This window comes from Allobosea vaviloviae (genome assembly GCF_001298265.1).
Lineage (GTDB): Bacteria > Pseudomonadota > Alphaproteobacteria > Rhizobiales > Beijerinckiaceae > Allobosea > Allobosea vaviloviae_B.
In genome coordinates, this window is record NZ_LGSZ01000059.1 from 13,554 (window position 1) to 29,222 (window position 15,669).

General features: G+C 66.2%; 12 protein-coding genes, 1 tRNA gene and 1 pseudogene. 8 read left to right on the forward strand and 6 right to left on the reverse strand.

Annotated elements, in window-relative coordinates:
- Window positions 1-209: 209 nt before the first annotated feature.
- Together AE618_RS22025 and AE618_RS22030 are read left to right on the forward strand one after the other, a co-directional pair.
- Window positions 210-1,271 (forward strand): sensor histidine kinase, encoded by a 1,062-nt coding sequence (locus AE618_RS22025; protein WP_054211229.1) that lies wholly within the window; start codon window positions 210-212, stop codon window positions 1,269-1,271.
- Window positions 1,259-1,990 carry a LytR/AlgR family response regulator transcription factor gene (locus AE618_RS22030; protein ID WP_156330425.1) on the forward strand — a complete coding sequence of 244 codons (732 nt, stop codon included), beginning with the start codon at window positions 1,259-1,261 and terminating at the stop codon, window positions 1,988-1,990. The genes AE618_RS22025 and AE618_RS22030 overlap by 13 nt, the downstream gene beginning before the upstream one ends.
- A 385-nt stretch (window positions 1,991-2,375) precedes the next feature.
- Here the strand turns inward: AE618_RS22030 and AE618_RS22035 are convergent, their stop codons facing one another.
- From AE618_RS22035 to glpK, 4 genes and pseudogenes are all read right to left on the reverse strand, one after another.
- Window positions 2,376-4,313 carry a tyrosine-type recombinase/integrase gene (locus AE618_RS22035; protein ID WP_197280858.1) on the reverse strand — a complete coding sequence of 646 codons (1,938 nt, stop codon included), beginning with the start codon at window positions 4,311-4,313 and terminating at the stop codon, window positions 2,376-2,378.
- Window positions 4,314-4,490 (reverse strand): annotated as a pseudogene (locus tag AE618_RS29300) (DUF6538 domain-containing protein); the annotation flags it as partial.
- 139 nt (window positions 4,491-4,629) lie between these two features.
- A tRNA-Gln gene (locus AE618_RS22040) sits at window positions 4,630-4,703 on the reverse strand.
- Window positions 4,704-4,888: 185 nt separating this feature from the next.
- On the reverse strand, window positions 4,889-6,403 hold the full coding sequence (glpK, locus tag AE618_RS22045) for a glycerol kinase GlpK (RefSeq protein WP_054211232.1): 1,515 nt from the start codon (window positions 6,401-6,403) through the stop codon (window positions 4,889-4,891).
- Window positions 6,404-6,774: 371 nt separating this feature from the next.
- Between glpK and AE618_RS22050 the strand changes: the two genes are divergently transcribed.
- Window positions 6,775-7,800 carry a Ppx/GppA phosphatase family protein gene (locus AE618_RS22050; protein ID WP_248310983.1) on the forward strand — a complete coding sequence of 342 codons (1,026 nt, stop codon included), beginning with the start codon at window positions 6,775-6,777 and terminating at the stop codon, window positions 7,798-7,800.
- Between the two features lie 42 nt (window positions 7,801-7,842).
- Entirely contained in the window at window positions 7,843-8,796 is a 954-nt protein-coding gene (locus tag AE618_RS22055) for an RlmE family RNA methyltransferase (protein WP_082365479.1), read from the forward strand.
- Between the two features lie 253 nt (window positions 8,797-9,049).
- Here the strand turns inward: AE618_RS22055 and AE618_RS22060 are convergent, their stop codons facing one another.
- Complete coding sequence (locus AE618_RS22060; RefSeq protein ID WP_054211233.1) at window positions 9,050-9,664, reverse strand: hypothetical protein; 615 nt, start codon at window positions 9,662-9,664, stop codon at window positions 9,050-9,052.
- Window positions 9,665-9,723: 59 nt separating this feature from the next.
- Window positions 9,724-11,175, reverse strand: coding sequence for an MFS transporter (locus AE618_RS22065; protein WP_054211234.1), 1,452 nt, complete (start codon window positions 11,173-11,175; stop codon window positions 9,724-9,726).
- Between the two features lie 287 nt (window positions 11,176-11,462).
- Here AE618_RS22065 and AE618_RS22070 point away from each other — a divergent pair, with 287 nt between their 5' ends.
- The 4 genes from AE618_RS22070 to AE618_RS22085 all read left to right on the forward strand — a co-directional run bounded on the left by AE618_RS22070 (window position 11,463) and on the right by AE618_RS22085 (window position 15,528).
- Entirely contained in the window at window positions 11,463-11,816 is a 354-nt protein-coding gene (locus AE618_RS22070) for a hypothetical protein (protein WP_156330426.1), read from the forward strand.
- Between the two features lie 172 nt (window positions 11,817-11,988).
- Window positions 11,989-13,500 carry an IMP dehydrogenase gene (gene guaB, locus AE618_RS22075; protein ID WP_054211278.1) on the forward strand — a complete coding sequence of 504 codons (1,512 nt, stop codon included), beginning with the start codon at window positions 11,989-11,991 and terminating at the stop codon, window positions 13,498-13,500.
- Between the two features lie 220 nt (window positions 13,501-13,720).
- Window positions 13,721-14,131: an MAPEG family protein gene (locus AE618_RS22080; protein ID WP_197280859.1), complete on the forward strand. Its 411-nt coding sequence runs from the start codon at window positions 13,721-13,723 to the stop codon at window positions 14,129-14,131.
- 281 nt (window positions 14,132-14,412) lie between these two features.
- Window positions 14,413-15,528, forward strand: a complete 1,116-nt coding sequence (locus tag AE618_RS22085) for a DUF2865 domain-containing protein (protein WP_156330427.1) — start codon at window positions 14,413-14,415, stop codon at window positions 15,526-15,528.
- The last annotated feature ends 141 nt before the right edge of the window (window positions 15,529-15,669 follow it).

The following is a 15,669-nucleotide window of genomic DNA, read 5'->3' on the forward strand; positions in this document are numbered from 1 at the left end:
GCCCGCGCCGGCCGCGCATCTCCTGGACGCACGGCCCGCCTTTCTTCAGGGCAGCGGCTCGGCTAACGCCACGTCATTTCGACGAACCGGGCAGAATACTCGACGAACCGGGCAGAGCTCCGCAGACAGGCTCACTGAGACCGCGCTAGAGAGACTGCAATGAACCCCACACGCAGCAGGCGGGGTCGCGAAGGAACGGGGGAATCGCAGTGACGGCGACGGGCAGATGGCGCTACCCCGGCGACTGGTCGGCCGACCTCGTCGCGCTCGTCATCCTGACGATCTACGGCACCTTCATCCGCACGCCGCTCTATGGTGGCGTCGGCCGCGCCATGATCGTCTCCATTCTGCTGGAGCCGTTCGCCTGCCTGATCGCAATCGGCCTCAGGCTGGTCTTTCGCCGGCTGGGCTTCGACACGAGGCTGACGCCCGGCACGGTCGGGCTCGTCGCGCTGCTCAGCATGGCCGGCGCGTTGTGCCAGTCGGCGATCGCCAAGCTCGTGCTCGTGGCCGGCGGCTGGGCGGTGGCGAGCTGGAGCCCGGGCCAGAGCTGGGCGCTGCCCTTCTCCTATTACACCTTCATCCTGCTGAGCTGGAGCCTCGCCCATCTCTGGGCCGCCGCCCAGCTCGAGGCGGCGACAGCCCGCCAGCGTGCCATGGCGGCCGAGACCGAGGCGCTGCGCAACGAGCTGCAGCATCTGCGCCACCAGCTCGATCCGCATTTCCTGTTCAACGCCCTCAACGGCATCGCCGCCGAAATCCCGGTCCACCCCGACCGGGCCTGCGGGATGGTGCGCGAGCTGGCGGATTTCCTGCGCTATTCACTAGATCACCGCGATCTCAGGCCGGTGACGCTCGCGGCCGAGGTCGAGGCGATCCGCGCCTATCTCGAACTGCAGAAGGCGCGTTTTGGCGATGATCTGGACTTCCGCATCGAGGCGGCGCCACCTGCGCTGGCGCGATCGACGCCCGGCTTCCTGCTGCAACCGCTCGTCGAGAATGCGATCAAGCACGGGCTGAGATCGGGCAGGAGACCGCTGCTGATCGAGATCGGCGTCGCCATCGACGGCGAGCACATCAGCATGCGTGTCACGAGCCCGGGCACCTTGCGACCGGACTGGCGCGTCGCGGGGACGCCCGGCGTCGGTTTGGCCGTGCTGCTTCGGCGGATCGAACTGCATTATCCGGACCGGCATCAATTCACGCTGGTGCAGGCGGGCGACCATGTCGTCGCCGAACTCCGGCTATCGGGGCCGCCATGCCTAACGTGATCCTGGTCGATGACGAACCCCTGGCGCGCCAGGGCCTGCGTACGCTTCTGGCCGCCCATCCCGATGTCAGGATCGTCGGCGAGGCCGGATCGGCGTCGCAGGCACGCGCCCTGATCGACGCCGCGCGGCCCGACGTCATCTTCCTCGACATCGAGATGGCGGATGCCACCGGCCTCGACCTCGTCCGGACCCTGGAGCGACCGCCCGCGATCATCTTCGTGACGGCCCATGCCGACTACGCTGTCGAGGCGTTTGCGGTGCAGGCCACGGATTACCTCCTCAAGCCCGTGAGGCCGGAGCGCCTCTCGGCGGCGCTGGCGCGCCTTCCGCCGGTACTCGGCTCGCCCAACGGGCCGGGCGCGGCCGAAAATGCGGTGTTGCGCGTCAGATCCCGACAGCGCGCCCTGTTGCTGCGGCCTGCGGCGCTCGTGGCGCTCGTAGCCGAGCGAGATTACACGCGCATCGTCCCGGCCCATGCGACGCCGATGCTGGTCAAGCAGTCACTCGGCGAACTCGACAAGTCGCTGCCGCATCCGCCCTTCCTCAAGCTGGGCCGGTCGCTCATCGTGAACGGCCAACGGCTGACCGAAGTCCAGCACATCGACAGAGGCGAGACACGGTTGTTCTTCGACGGGCACGACGGCCCGATCGTCCTCGGTCGTGCGGCAACAGCCATTTTCAGGAAGTCGCAGCTTAAAGGATCAAGAAAGCGGGGCTGAGCCAGCAGGCATGGGCAGCCTCTTAGGCATTTTGCGGTCCTGACCGCGTCGCACCAGAAGCATTTCCACCGGTCACTGTGGCAGAGGCCTCGACCGGCCATCCATCGCAGGGAGACGCGCTTCAGCCGCTTTGGCGCCTATCCGACGTCCAACTAGATTGACGCCACACGAAGAAGGTCTGGTTTTCGGCAGCGCTCCAATGTCTGAAAGTGGCGCGATCCGGCGCTCTGTCGGACGACAGGTGAATTTCGGCTCCCGACCGTCCAGCGATCTTCCGAACGTCTATAAACGGGCAGGGCCGCTCCGCCTTTCCCCAATTTTGACGACGGGCCGACCGTGCCAATGACTATATATGCGGCCTGCATCTAATGGGTAAATCTGGGCTTCAATCGTCGTCGCCGATGCTGAAATCGACCCTGCCCATACGCCGCGCGGCGTCCTTCAGCGAAGGGATGTCGATCGGTAGAACAAGCTGATCGATGATCTCCTTCAGCATCGGCAGTGGCAGCGAACGGACGTACTGGTCCTGGACGGAGCGGCGTTCGTGGCTCTCATGCCCAGCGAGTTCATCAACCAAATGCGGAGCGATACCGGCCCGAAGCAAGCGGTTGATAAAGGTCAGTCGGAAAGAATGAAAATCGTTGTTGGTGGGCGCACAGAGCCAGTCGCAAAATCGCCCGAACCAGTCGCCGAAGCGGGCGCCGTGATAGCCTGCCGCATCCTGCAGCCTAGCCTCAGGAAACAACATTTCAGTCGCCTCCCTGCCCAAGACACGCTCCTCGATGAATCCCAGTTCGATGATGTTCTTGTGGAGCGGCACCAAACGCGGACTACCTGAGTCCTTGAGACGCAAGACACCTAGCTCGGGAGGATCACTCATCAGGTCGAAATGATAGATGCCGCTCGCGGGATCCTGTTGAACATGCCCGACCTTGAGCTGAAAAAACTCTTCCCTACGCATCCCATGATGTGGTCCGAGCAGGCATCCCCAATACCGGTCGTCACGATTGATCTGCTCTCCCGGATGCTTCCACCAATAGCGCGAGCGCTGGCCGGTCAAGACCGGGGCCTCGAAGAGCTTGGTCAGCATGGGTTCGTGCCATTCGTCCCGCTTTGCCTTGGCCTTCAGCGAACGGCCGGAGACTTTGGGAATGTCGATGAAGAGCCCATCGAAAATCTGTCCGTGGCCGGATGTCAGCAGGCCTTTCCGTTCCGCCCAGCGCCAAAATTCAGCAAGACAGGAGTGGTGGCGGTCATAGGTTTTGGGATCAAGCATCTCATGCTTCGACTGAGACCTGTCGCCCTTCCGATGAGCGGCCTCGATCGCCTGGTTTTCGGCCACTGCGACCTGAGAGACCATTTTGAGACCGTCGGTCGCCCGCATGCGGCACCAACGCGTGTTGTGCGCATACTTTGACGGAAGGGACAGCATGATGAGCTTGAATTCGTCTGCATCGGCCTTGGTGTAGGCCCCCGGCGCTCGGTTCTCGCAGATTTCGACAAAGACCCGCCGCGTCGATTTTGCTTGGATCTGTTGCTGCTTGCCCCACTCATTTTTGACCGCCTTCTCGCTCGTGAAGCGGACCCAAAGGTCCTCGAACAAGGGAAGATCTGCCCCGCTCTCGCTTGACGCGATCAGTTGGTCGGCGGCAGCGACAGTCTGGGTGCTTGGAACGGTGGCGATCGACGACTCTGGGACGGCAGGTCGTGGTTCCGGGGAGGCGCGATCTTCGGCGGCACGATCGGAAGCGCGAGCGACCGCATCAGCAGCTGCCACCGGCAGGATCGCGATGTCGTCGCGCCGATAGCCTTCGAGAGACCGTTCAGCAGCAACCTCGTCAGCCGAGTGATTGAGGAAAGCCTGCCAGTCCTGTTCAGCGATGAAGGCGTCCAGCCGGTCGCCTTTCTTCAATCTGCCGAGAACATTGATGATGCGACCCGTCAGGGCGTCCTCGCCGGCGCTGGTGCCGGACAGACCGCCGTCAATATTATCGGCCGCTGCCTTGGCTCGCCGTATCAGGCCGCTCGCGACGACGTCGCGCAGCAGGATTTCCTGATCGACTTGAACGGAACGCCCCTCGCGGGCCAGCGACTTCGCGAGAAGGGCAGCGGAGATCGTACCCTCGCGCTTCTGGTCTGCGGCGATAGCAGCAGCGATGCCGCGCAAAAACGCGCTGCGACCGGCCGGTGTATCGATCTCGAGGCGCCCTGTTGCCGTCTCCAGATCGACGCGTTCGGCCTCGGCAAAGAAACCGCCGCCGATCCGCCTGGTCAGGGCAGCGACGTCGTCCAAGCTCATTCCCGGCTGATTTCGCACGGTCATGAAGAGCACCTCCGTTTCTTGCCAGAGCGCTCCTGCCATCCGGCGACGTTCGCCGGGGCTTGCGCGCCCTAGGGATCGGACGATTTCGCGGACCGCGAATCGCCGCTCCAGATCGGATGGAATTTTACGACGGAAGAGGGTGATGGCCCCCCTGGTCCTTAAGCACGTGGTAAACACACCGCGTCTCCGGCGCCCAGCCAGTGGACCTGTCCGGTGGACCTAGGCGACGCCGCCCACGAGACAGGGCGCGAAAAAGCTCAAGGAAATCAATGAATATCTGAGAATCTAGAAGCCATTTCGGTTAGAAACCTGGAAATGGCTGGGGGACTAGGATTCGAACCTAGACAACCAGAGTCAGAGTCTGGGGTCCTACCGTTAGACGATCCCCCAATGGCGAAGGGCGCGGTCGGCTGCGCTCGGCCTTGGTGAGCCGGGGGTCTAATCAAAGCTTCGCCGAATGGCAAGCCCCAGATTGCGCCCCGCCCTGCAATCGCGTGACGCCCCCGTCGGACATGCCGCCAGCCGCTCTCGTACGAAGGAAAGGCCAGCGGCAGCACCGCCCTTCCCCGGCACCCTCAAGCGCCGCTCAGGGTCCGACGCACGCTGTCGCGCCAGCCGTCGATCTTGCGGCTGCGCTCGCTTGGCGCCATGCCCGGCGTGAAGCGCCTCTCGAGCCTCCAGAGATCGGCGAAGCGGTCGGGCTCCGGCAGCAGGCCGGCGTCGAGGCCGGCGAGATAGGCCGCGCCCAGCGCCGTCGTCTCGCGCAGGCTCGGCCGGTCGACCGGCAGGTCGAGAAGGTCGGCGAGGCGCTGCATCGTCCAGTCGGAGGCCGCCATGCCGCCGTCGACGCGCAAGACCGAGCGGACCGCCTTGCTTCCTGGCCCTGCCTCAGGCCAGTCGGCGTGCATCGCCTCGATCAGGTCGAGCGTCTGGTAGCAGACGCTTTCCAGCGCGGCCTTGGCGAATTCGCGTGGCCCGCTGCCGCGCGTCAGCCCGAAGATCGCGCCCCGCGCCTGCGCATCCCAATGCGGCGCACCCAGGCCCACGAAAGCCGGCACGAGGTAGACGTCCTGCGCCGGGTCGGCCGCGCGCGCCAGCGGGCCGGTTTCGCTGGCGTCCTTGATGATGCCGAGCCCGTCGCGCAGCCATTGCACGGCGGCGCCCGCGATGAAGATCGATCCCTCCAACGCATAACTGCGTCGGCGATTGAGCTGATAGGCGATGGTCGAGAGCAGCCGATGCTTCGAGGCGACCGGCGTCTCTCCCGTGTTGAGCAGGGCAAAGCAACCGGTGCCATAGGTGGATTTGACCATGCCGGGCGAGAAACAGGCTTGGCCGATCGTCGCCGCCTGCTGGTCCCCGGCGATGCCGCGCACGGGGATCGCGGCGCCGAAAAGGTCGGGAGCCGTCTCGCCGAAAAGCGTCGCGCAATCCCTGACCTCCGGCAGCAGCGCGGCGGGAATGCCGAACAACGCGAGCAGATCGTCGTCCCAGACGCCACGATGAATGTCGAAGATCATGCTGCGCGAGGCGTTGGTCGCGTCGGTCGCATGCACCGCCCCGCCGGTCAGGCGCCAGAGCAGGAAGGAATCGACCGTCCCGAAGGCGAGTTCGCCGGCCTCGGCGCGGCGGCGCGCGCCCGGCACGTTGTCGAGCAGCCAGGCGATCTTGGTCGCGGAGAAATACGGATCGATGCGCAAGCCGGTGCGGGCCGCCACCAGCGCCTCATGGCCGGCCGCGACCAGATCGGCGCAGGTCCCGGCGGTGCGCCGGTCCTGCCAGACGATGGCGCGGTGGATCGCGCGCCCGGTCCGGCGGTCCCAGACCAGCGTCGTCTCGCGCTGGTTGGTGATTCCGATGGCGGCGATGGCCGCTGCATCGAGGCCTGCCTTGCGAAGCGCCTCGCGGCAGGTCGACAGCACGCCCTCCCAGATGTCCTCGGGCTCGTGCTCGACCCAGCCCGAGGCAGGGAAATGCTGCGCGAATTCGCGCTGGGCGCTGGCGACGACCTCGAGCTTCGAATCGAAGATCAGCGCACGCGATGACGTCGTGCCCTGGTCGATCGCGAGGATGTGGCGTGCCACGGTCATCCCGGCCTCCTTCCCTGAAATCCGCGCCCGTCCACAGGGGCGCTGCCGCCGGGACACTGGCCGAAGGCTGCATCCCAGGGCAAGACCCGCCCTTGGCACGGGTACAACCCAATGTTCCGCTTGGCACCACGCTCCCGCTGTTGTTACGCTCCGTTCCAAAGAGGCAGCCGGGTTTTTGCCCGGCTCAGCCGCAGCGCCCGGGCCGATGCGCTTTTGGGGCAGGTGCGGCCGGCCAGAGGAACGACAGAGTGGCGGTCGAGGACCGGCAGGAGCGGAATGTCGCGACGGTGGCGCTTCCGCAGTTTCACGGCGCCGACCCGGATGTGGGCGACGCACCGCACAAGGCTGTGTCGACGAAGCAGCCTGCCGCGATAGCGGGCTCCGCGATCGGCGACACCCGGATTCCCGATCAACGCCCGCCCGCCGCTACCTATGCCGCCCTCGATCTCGGCACCAACAACTGCCGGTTGCTGATCGCGCGGCCGGCGCAGCACGGTTTCCGGGTCGTCGATGCCTTCTCGCGAATCGTCCGGCTCGGCGAGGGGTTGGCGGCCAGCAGCAGGCTTTGCGACGCGGCGATGGACCGTGCGGTCGAGGCCCTGAAAATCTGCCGCGGCAAGATGGCCCATCGCAATGTCACGCGCGCCAGGCTGGTGACGACCGAGGCCTGTCGCGCGGCGATCAACGGCTCCGATTTCGTCGGCCGCGTCGCGGCCGAGGCCGAGCTCCAGCTCGAGATCATCGACCAGCGCACCGAAGCCACGCTGGCGGTCTCGGGCTGCGCGGCGCTGGCCGACCCGGCCGCCGAGGGCGTGATCGTCTTTGACATCGGCGGCGGCTCGACCGAGATCGTCTGGATGGGCGGGCGCCACGAGGCGCGCGATCCCGCCGCCCGCATCCGCGAATGGGCCTCGCTGCCCATCGGCGTGGTCACGGTCGCCGAGCGGCATGGCGGCGTCGATGTTAGCCGTAGCCTATTCGAGACCATGGTCGAGGAATGCGGCAGGGAACTTGCCCCTTTCGCGAAGAAGGCCGCAGCCGCGCGCAACGCCCGGAACTTCCACCTGCTGGGCACCTCGGGCACGGTCACGACCGTCGCCGGCATCCATCTCGGCCTGCCCCGCTACGACCGCCGCGAGGTCGATGGCTTGTGGATGCGGCAGGAGGACATTCTGACGGTCATCGACCGGCTCGTCGAAATGGACTATGCAGCCCGCGCGGCCAATGCCTGCATCGGCCGCGAGCGGGCCGATCTCGTGCTGGCCGGCTGCGCCATCTTCGAGGCGATCCGGCGCGCCTTTCCCAGCGAGCGGGTCCGCATCGCCGACCGGGGCCTGCGCGAAGGCATCCTGCTCAGGATGATGCACGAGGACCGCGCCTGGTGGCGCCGGAGATGACATGACGCCTTCGACGACGCCGGCCATGCGGGGAACGCAGGCATGAGCACCGGCAAATCAGGCGGCAGGACCGCCGGCAAAACGGCGGGCAAGGCCAGAAGCAAGACCAGCAGCAAGCCGGTCGCGCGGATCCCCGGCAAACCTGCTGCACGGGTCGCGCTCAAGACGGCTACGAAGTCGGCTGGCACGACGGAAAGCGCCAGTCTCGGGACAGCCGCGAAGGCCGCGGCAGGCACGGCTGGCAAGACCGGCGGCAAGGTGGTCGGCGTTGCCGGCAAGTCCGGCGGCGCGCGCGACATGCGCGTCAAGGTCAAGAAAGCCGGCAAGCTCAAGCACTCCTCGCAGCTCTGGCTCGAGCGCCAGCTCAACGACCCGTATGTGAAGCGGGCCCGCGAGATGGGCTATCGCTCGCGCGCCGCCTTCAAGATCGAGGAGATGGACGACCGCTTCAAATTCCTGAAATCGGGCCAGAAGCTGATCGATCTCGGCTGCGCGCCCGGCGGCTGGTGCCAGATCGCGGCGATGCGCGTCGGGCTGGAGAAGGGCAAGGGCCGCATCGTCGGAATCGACCTGCTGCCCGTCGACCCGATTCCCGGCGTCGACCTGATCGAGATGGATTTCATGGCCGACGAAGCCCCTGCCCTGCTGACGCGGCGGCTGGGAGGGCGCGCCGATGGTGTGATGTCGGACATGGCGGCCAACACCACCGGCCACAAGAAGACCGACCACCTCAAGATCATCGCGCTCGCCGAGGCCGCGCTGGAGTTCACCCACACCATCCTGGCGCCCGGCGGCTTCTTTCTCGCCAAGCTGTTCCAGGGTGGCGAGAGCGCCGAATTGCTGGCGCAGCTCAAGCGCGACTTCACGACCGTGCGCAACCTCAAGCCGGGCGCAAGCCGCTCGGATTCCTCGGAACTGTACGTGCTGGCGACGGGGTTCCGGCGTAAGGCGGAGACGGCGCAAGGCGTCGAGGCGGCGGCCCCCTCCGAGGGGTAGCGGGTCAAGCGCCTACGGAAGCAGATCCCTGGGCAGTTCATCAGGCCGGTAGATTCCGGGCCTGTCCTTCTTGGCCATTCGGTAAATCCAGAAACACAGGCCGGCGAGACCGAGCAACGGCAGGGTCGCTTCCATACGCGGCACCGTTCCCTGCACGGCCGGCGTGGCCGGAGACCTCGGCGCCGGCATCGCGCAACGCGCTCAAACCGCCCTGTCGACGGTGTGAACGCCGCACCACCACCATGCTGCGCGTTCACGGAAACAGGTCCCGCGGCAGCGCATCGGGCCTGTAGACGCCGGGCTTGGCCTTCTCGATCGACTGATGGATCCAGAAGCCGAAACCCACGAGCCCGGCCACGGGAAAAAGCATTTGCAGGACCGGAATCGTGCCGTCGAGGGTCTTGTAGAGGATCGACGCGCCGGCACCGCCAAAGACGGCCAGGAACACGATCCAGACGGCCTCCATGACCTTGTGCCGGCCTTCGCTGACGCCGCGCAGGAAGCGGATGCGCGCTGCATCCGCTGCGGGAATGCGGCGATGCAATTCCTCGACGAAGGCGATGAAGACCGGATCGCGCGCCGGATCGTCCCCACCCCAGGGCGAGCTGGAATGCACGAAGAGCGGCTTGCCGCTGCCGAAGCTCAGCTCGGCCATGGCCTCCCAGGGGCTGTTCTTGCCGCCATGCACCGCCTGCAGCCTGACGCTGCGCAGATTCGAAAAGGCCCGCAGTCCCGTCCGGCCGTCGAGCGTGTAGTCGATACCCTCATCAGTCAGCGTCAGCCTGGCCTCGGCCAGCTTCAGCCGCATGCCGCCATCGCTGATGGCGAGGTCGAACTGCGCCCTGGGCTTGTTTGCAGCCGGCTCCATCGCACGATTGTGCGCTGCCGTAGCGGCGGATGACAAGCTGCCGGCTCGAGCAGAGCTGGCTATTCGAGCGGTTTCTGGTCCGAAATCGCCTGGGCCGTCGCCTTGGGCGCGCTTGTCGGCGCGCCGCCCAACATATGGCCGGAGACCTCCGCCCCGGCATCGGGCGCAAGCCGCACCATCATGAAGACCGAGGAAGCCGAGATCAGCCCGACCAGGACGAAGGCCGGCCAGAAATCGCCCGCGCCCAGCGTCGTACCCCCATGAACCGAATGCGCCGTCTCCAGGGCGAAGGCGCCGATGGTGACGCCCATGCTCAGCGACAATTGCTGCGCCACGCTCGACAGGCTGGTCGCGCCCGACATCTCCTTGTTGGAGATATCAGCATAGCTGAGTGCGTTGATCCCAGTAAACTGCAGCGAGCGGAAGCAGCCGCCGATCAGCAGCACGGACAGCATCAGCCAGTGCGGCGTCAGCGGCGTGAACAGCCCCGATGCCGCCAGGAATGCCGCACCGACGACGGCGTTGACCGTCAAAACGCGCCGGAAGCCGAAGCGCGCCAGGATGGTCTTCGCCAGCGTCTTCATCAACAGCGCTCCGGCCGCCGAGACGAAGGTGATCAGCCCTGATTGCAGAGCGTCGAGCCCGAATCCCAGTTGCAGCATCAGCGGCAGCAGGAACGGGATCGCACCGATCCCGGTGCGGAAGATCGAGCCGCCGACGACGCCGATGCGGTAGGTCGGGATCTTCAGCAGCGCGAGATTCAGCACGGGATGGGTGACGCGCCGCGAATGGAACCAGTAGGCGACGAGCGCCGCGACGCCGGCTGCGACACAGGCATAGGACACGGCCTCGGGCACGAGATGTCGCCCGCCCGTCGCCAGCCCCAGCATCAGGCTGGCGAAGCCGAAGGCCGAGAGGATGAAGCCCTTGATATCGAGCGGGGCGACATCCTCCTCGCGGACATCCTCGAAGAACAGGCTCGCCAGCACGATTCCGATCAGCCCGATCGGGATGTTGATGAAAAAGATCCAGCGCCAGTCGAAATAGGTCGTGATGAAGCCGCCCAGCGGCGGGCCGACCACGGGCCCCACCAGCGCCGGCACCGTCAGATAGGCGAGCGCGCCGACGAGTTCGGACTTGCTGACGCTGCGCAGGATCACCAGCCGCCCGACCGGCACCATCATCGCCCCGCCCATGCCCTGGATGAAGCGCGCGCCGACGAAGGCGCCGAGCGAGTTCGACAGCGCACACAGCATCGAGCCGAGCATGAACACCCCGAGCGCCGCCCGGAAGATCGTCCGCGCACCATAGCGGTCAGCCATCCAGCCGGAGATGGGGATGAAGACGGCCAGGCTGACGAGATAGGAGGTCAGTGCCAACTTCAGCGCGATCGGATCCTCGCCCAGTGACTGCGCGATCACCGGTAGCGAGGTCGCGATCACCGTCGAATCGGTGTTCTCCATGAAGAGCGCACAGGCCACGATCAGGGGCAGGAGTTTGGCGCGCTGCAAGACAGGCTTCCGCTTCGTTTCGGCCAGCCATACTGCCGGTGGGCCTCCATGGCGAGAGACCGACAGACGATTTGCGCCCGCTCGCGCTGCGGATGTGCGCCTGGCGCATGGCTTCAACGTCAGCTCCGGAAGCCGGCTCACGACCATGCGCTCACATCAGACCCAATGCTGAAGAATGGCGCCGGCATGCACATGCCGCGGATCAAATTCGCTTTGGCTTCGTTGTTTCAGCTGACGACGGTCAGCGTCGGGAACGCGAGCACGCCGCCTGGCGGCAAGAGGTGATCATGGACCATTGTTCCAATGATATCAGATACATGAAATCTTCAGCACGCTTGGCGCGTGCGGCCGCTGTAGCGCTGTTCGCAAGCGGGATCTTCGTCGCGGCGAACGCCGGACCCGCTGCAGCGCAGACACAGCGGCCCGACATGAAGTGGGAGACCGGTTGCGCCTGGCGCGACGTCCAGCCGGGTTCCGGCGACGCATTGCGCCAATACAACTGCACGCGGCAGAAGGAGTGTCAGCTGATGGCCAATGCCAAGGGCAGCATGATGATGGGCATGGGCTGCTTCTTCGTACAGCCCGCGCCGACTTCGCCCTCCCCTGCGACGACGCAGACGAGGCCGGGCCAACAGCAGTGACCGCCGCCGATCGGCAGGCTTGACGCCGCGCCGTCGATGCATTGCAAAAGATTCGCTGCCGCACTCTAGCGGCAGCCACGAACGCATGCTAACGGGCCTCGTCAACCCGGTCGCGGGCGCCCTCCGCGAGACCGCAACAGAGCCGGCCTTCCAGCCGGTGTCGGAGTTGACGATGACGCTTTCCCAGAACGCTCTGATCGCCCAAGGCAGCCTGATCCGCGACGGTCTCACCTTCGACGACGTGCTCCTCGAGCCCGGCCCGTCGGAAGTCATGCCGGCCGATGTCGATATCTCGACGCAGCTGACCAAGACGATCTCGCTGAACCTGCCGATCGTCGCCTCCGCCATGGACACGGTCACCGAGGCAAGGATGGCGATCGCCATGGCGCAGGCCGGCGGCATGGGCGTGATCCACCGCAATCTCGAGGCAGAGCAGCAGGCGGCTGAAGTCCGCCTCGTCAAGAAATTCGAATCGGGCATGATCCTCAACCCGATCACGATCTTCCCGGACGAGACGCTGGCCGACGCGCTCGGGCTGATGAAGCAGAACGGCATTTCGGGCATCCCCGTGGTCGAGCGCGGCGCGCAGGGACACAAGGGCAAGCTCGTCGGCATCCTGACCAATCGCGACGTCCGCTTCGCCGCCAATCCGCAGCAGCCGGTCTCCGAGCTGATGACGAAGGATCGCCTGATCACGGTGCGCGAAGGCGTCGCCCAGGACGAGGCCCGCCGCCTGCTGCACCAGTTCCGGATCGAGAAGCTGCTCGTCGTTGACGACCATTACCGCTGCATCGGCCTGATCACCGTCAAGGACATGGAAAAGCAGGTCGCCCATCCCAATGCAGCCAAGGACTCGCATGGTCGGCTTCTGGTCGCGGCCGCGACCACGACCGGCGACCTCGGCTTCGAGCGCTCGCAGATGCTGATCGATGCCGGTGTCGACATCATCGTCGTCGACACCGCCCATGGCCATTCCGCCAAGGTGCTGGAGGCGGTGACGCGGGTGAAGAAGCTCTCCAACGCCGTCCAGATCATCGCCGGCAACGTCGCCACGGCCGGCGGCGCCCAGGCGTTGATCGATGCCGGCGCGGATGCGATCAAGGTCGGCATCGGCCCGGGCTCGATCTGCACCACCCGCATCGTCGCCGGCGTCGGTGTGCCTCAGCTCACCGCCGTGATGGACGCAGCCTCGGCCGCACAGAGGCATGGCATTCCTGTGATCGCCGATGGCGGCATCAAATATTCCGGCGATCTCGCCAAGGCGCTGGCGGCGGGCGCCTCCTGCGCCATGGTCGGCTCGCTTCTGGCCGGCACCGACGAGACGCCCGGCGAGACCTTCCTCTACCAGGGCCGCTCCTACAAATCCTATCGCGGCATGGGCTCGGTGGGCGCCATGGCGCGCGGCTCCGCCGACCGCTACTTCCAGCAGGACATCAAGGACGCGCTGAAGCTGGTGCCGGAGGGTATCGAAGGGCAGGTCGCGTATAAGGGGCCGGTCTCCAGCGTCCTGCACCAGCTCGCCGGCGGCCTGCGCGCCGCCATGGGCTATGTCGGCGGCAAGGACCTCAAGGACTACCAGGCCAAGGCCCGCTTCATCCGCATCACCAGCGCCGGCCTGCGCGAGAGCCATGTCCACGACGTCACCATCGTGCGCGAGAGCCCGAACTACCCGACGCGCTCCTGAACCGCGCACGGCCGAGCCGGCACGCCGTCATACCGGCTCAAGGCCCGGCATGACGGTTGACGGCTGATCGATCGGTCGCCTTTCCACCGTCATTTCGGTCGCAGCCCGCCCATTCGCGACCGTACGCTTGCTTTTTGACGATGGCTTGGCTTCGGTCGCAACCATAGGGTCTCCAGCCTGGATGGGCGGGCACGCCCCCGTCGGACGATCGGAGATGATCATGACGCTCAAGCTGGTTTATCCCTCGCTGGCACTGATCCTCTGGATCTTCGTCGTCCTCTTCATCGTCTTCCTGCGGCGCAAGGCAGCCTTCGCCGGCAAGCAGGTTCGCAAGGGCGATGTCGCGGTCACGACGGACGCCTATCCGGAGCCTGCCCGCCTCGCCGCCAACAACTTCTCCAACCAGTTCGAAACGCCGGTCATTTTCTTCGCACTGATCATGCTGGCGATGGAAGTCGGCGCGGCGAGCTACATCATGGCCGCGCTGGCCTGGGCCTATGTCGCGACGCGCGTGGCCCACACGCTGGTCCATGTCGGCTCGAACAATCTCAAGCTCCGCGCCTCCATCTTCGCGGTCGGCGTCGCCATCCTGTTTGGCATGTGGATCGGCGTCGTCCTCGCCGTCCTGTAGCATCCACGGCTGGCCGAGAAGTCACGCGGGATCCCTGCCGTCATTGCGAGCGCCGCGACATGATCCAGCACCGCAGCGCTCGACGCCTCCCTGGATCGCTTCGCCGCGCTCGCAATGACGATAAGCGTGTCTCGCAGCAAAAGTTCTGCGCAAGCCCGTCGCGTTAAGCATCGCGGTCGTTTTGCCGCTCCGATCCTGTGCCGGCGTTGAACCTTAACGAGAAGTAAACTACACCCGGCGGGCGGCGGACGAGTAAACAGGCGTAGGGTGGAGTCGACGCGATGTTGCGTGTCCGAGACGTTGCGACGCAGGCTTCGACCTGCGCCGATAGAGCTGTCGCTGCGAGCGCTTCCGCCGAGAATCCGTCACAACACAGCCTGCCGCGAGCCGCCAGGCCGGCAAGGCTCGCCGCATTGGGCGCGCTGGGCCTCGCACTGGGCGCCGGCGGGGCCGTCTTCACGGTGTCCCTGGTTCAGGCCGAGGACGACGCAGGCATCCGCGCCTTTCACCGCCAGGAAGCGGCCAGCCGCCAGGCTGGAGGCTATCAGGCCACACCTCAACAGCCACAGCCGCGCGCCTACGCCTATGCCCCGTCGCGCTCCGGCTGGCAGATTCCGCTGCTCCGCATGGAGTCGGATGGCCGCATCGCGCATCCGCCGGTCGATCTGAACCCGTTCCGCCAGCGCGTGGTGGTCCACGGCCAGAAACGGCAGCCCAAAAGCGTCGCCCATGTCCGGCTCGACACCGTCTCCGGCGCGGCCGACGTCGCGAGAACGATCTGCGTGCGCCTCTGCGATGGCTTTCACGCACCACTCGGCTATCTGCGCACCGCTTCCGACATGAAAGCTCATGAAGCGCTGTGCCAGGCGATGAACCCCGGCATCCCCGTCAAGGTGTTCCGCGTCTCTGCCGGAGCCTCCGACATCGGCAACGCCCAGGCTGCCGACGGCAAGCGCTACGGCGCCCTGCCGATGGCCTACAGCCATGAGAGCACGCGCGACGCGGCCGCCTGCCGTCCCGCCATCGTCCAGGCCGGCGAGCGCCGCGTCTCGCTCCTGCGCGATTTTACCTTGCGTCCCGGCGACAGTGTCGTGCTCGACGGCAAAGTCCGAACCTTCGCGGGCGGCTCGCGCTGGCCCTACAGCGCGCGCGACTTCCGCGACTTCCGCAGCGCGTCGGAACTCAGCAAGGGCCAACGCAAGCAGATCGACGACCGCGTCGGCATCTCCCGCATGGAGGCCGAGGCCCGTGGCCTGCGCCGGCAGATGCGCCTGCGCGAGGCAAGCCTCCACGATGACAATCTGGCCAGCGACGCCGTCGGCGGCTTCACCCTGCGCGGCTCGCTCGATCCGGTCAGGCGCGGCCCTGTCCGCGTGATTTCGCTCCTGGTCCCTTGATCGCCGAGGCTATCGGGCCCTCGCCATCGCTCCGAGACGCAGCCAAAGCGGCTCTCTGTCCGAGACGCCCGTTCGTTGGCAGGCGCAGCTCGCCCATGGCGAAGCGGCGGCACGCTGAAGAACTTTAGAATAATCCTAATC

What these genes read in the sequence shown, in the direction of transcription:
- AE618_RS22060 (WP_054211233.1), bottom strand. Translation starts at nt 9,664, where the DNA reads ATGGAGCCGGCTGCAAACAAGCCCAGGGCGCAGTTCGACCTCGCCATC.
- AE618_RS22035 (WP_197280858.1), bottom strand. Translation starts at nt 4,313, where the DNA reads ATGACCGTGCGAAATCAGCCGGGAATGAGCTTGGACGACGTCGCTGCC.
- guaB (WP_054211278.1), top strand. Translation starts at nt 11,989, where the DNA reads ATGACGCTTTCCCAGAACGCTCTGATCGCCCAAGGCAGCCTGATCCGC.
- AE618_RS22030 (WP_156330425.1), top strand. Translation starts at nt 1,259, where the DNA reads ATGCCTAACGTGATCCTGGTCGATGACGAACCCCTGGCGCGCCAGGGC.
- glpK (WP_054211232.1), bottom strand. Translation starts at nt 6,403, where the DNA reads ATGACCGTGGCACGCCACATCCTCGCGATCGACCAGGGCACGACGTCA.
- AE618_RS22085 (WP_156330427.1), top strand. Translation starts at nt 14,413, where the DNA reads ATGTTGCGTGTCCGAGACGTTGCGACGCAGGCTTCGACCTGCGCCGAT.
- AE618_RS22055 (WP_082365479.1), top strand. Translation starts at nt 7,843, where the DNA reads ATGAGCACCGGCAAATCAGGCGGCAGGACCGCCGGCAAAACGGCGGGC.
- AE618_RS22080 (WP_197280859.1), top strand. Translation starts at nt 13,721, where the DNA reads ATGACGCTCAAGCTGGTTTATCCCTCGCTGGCACTGATCCTCTGGATC.
- AE618_RS22070 (WP_156330426.1), top strand. Translation starts at nt 11,463, where the DNA reads ATGGACCATTGTTCCAATGATATCAGATACATGAAATCTTCAGCACGC.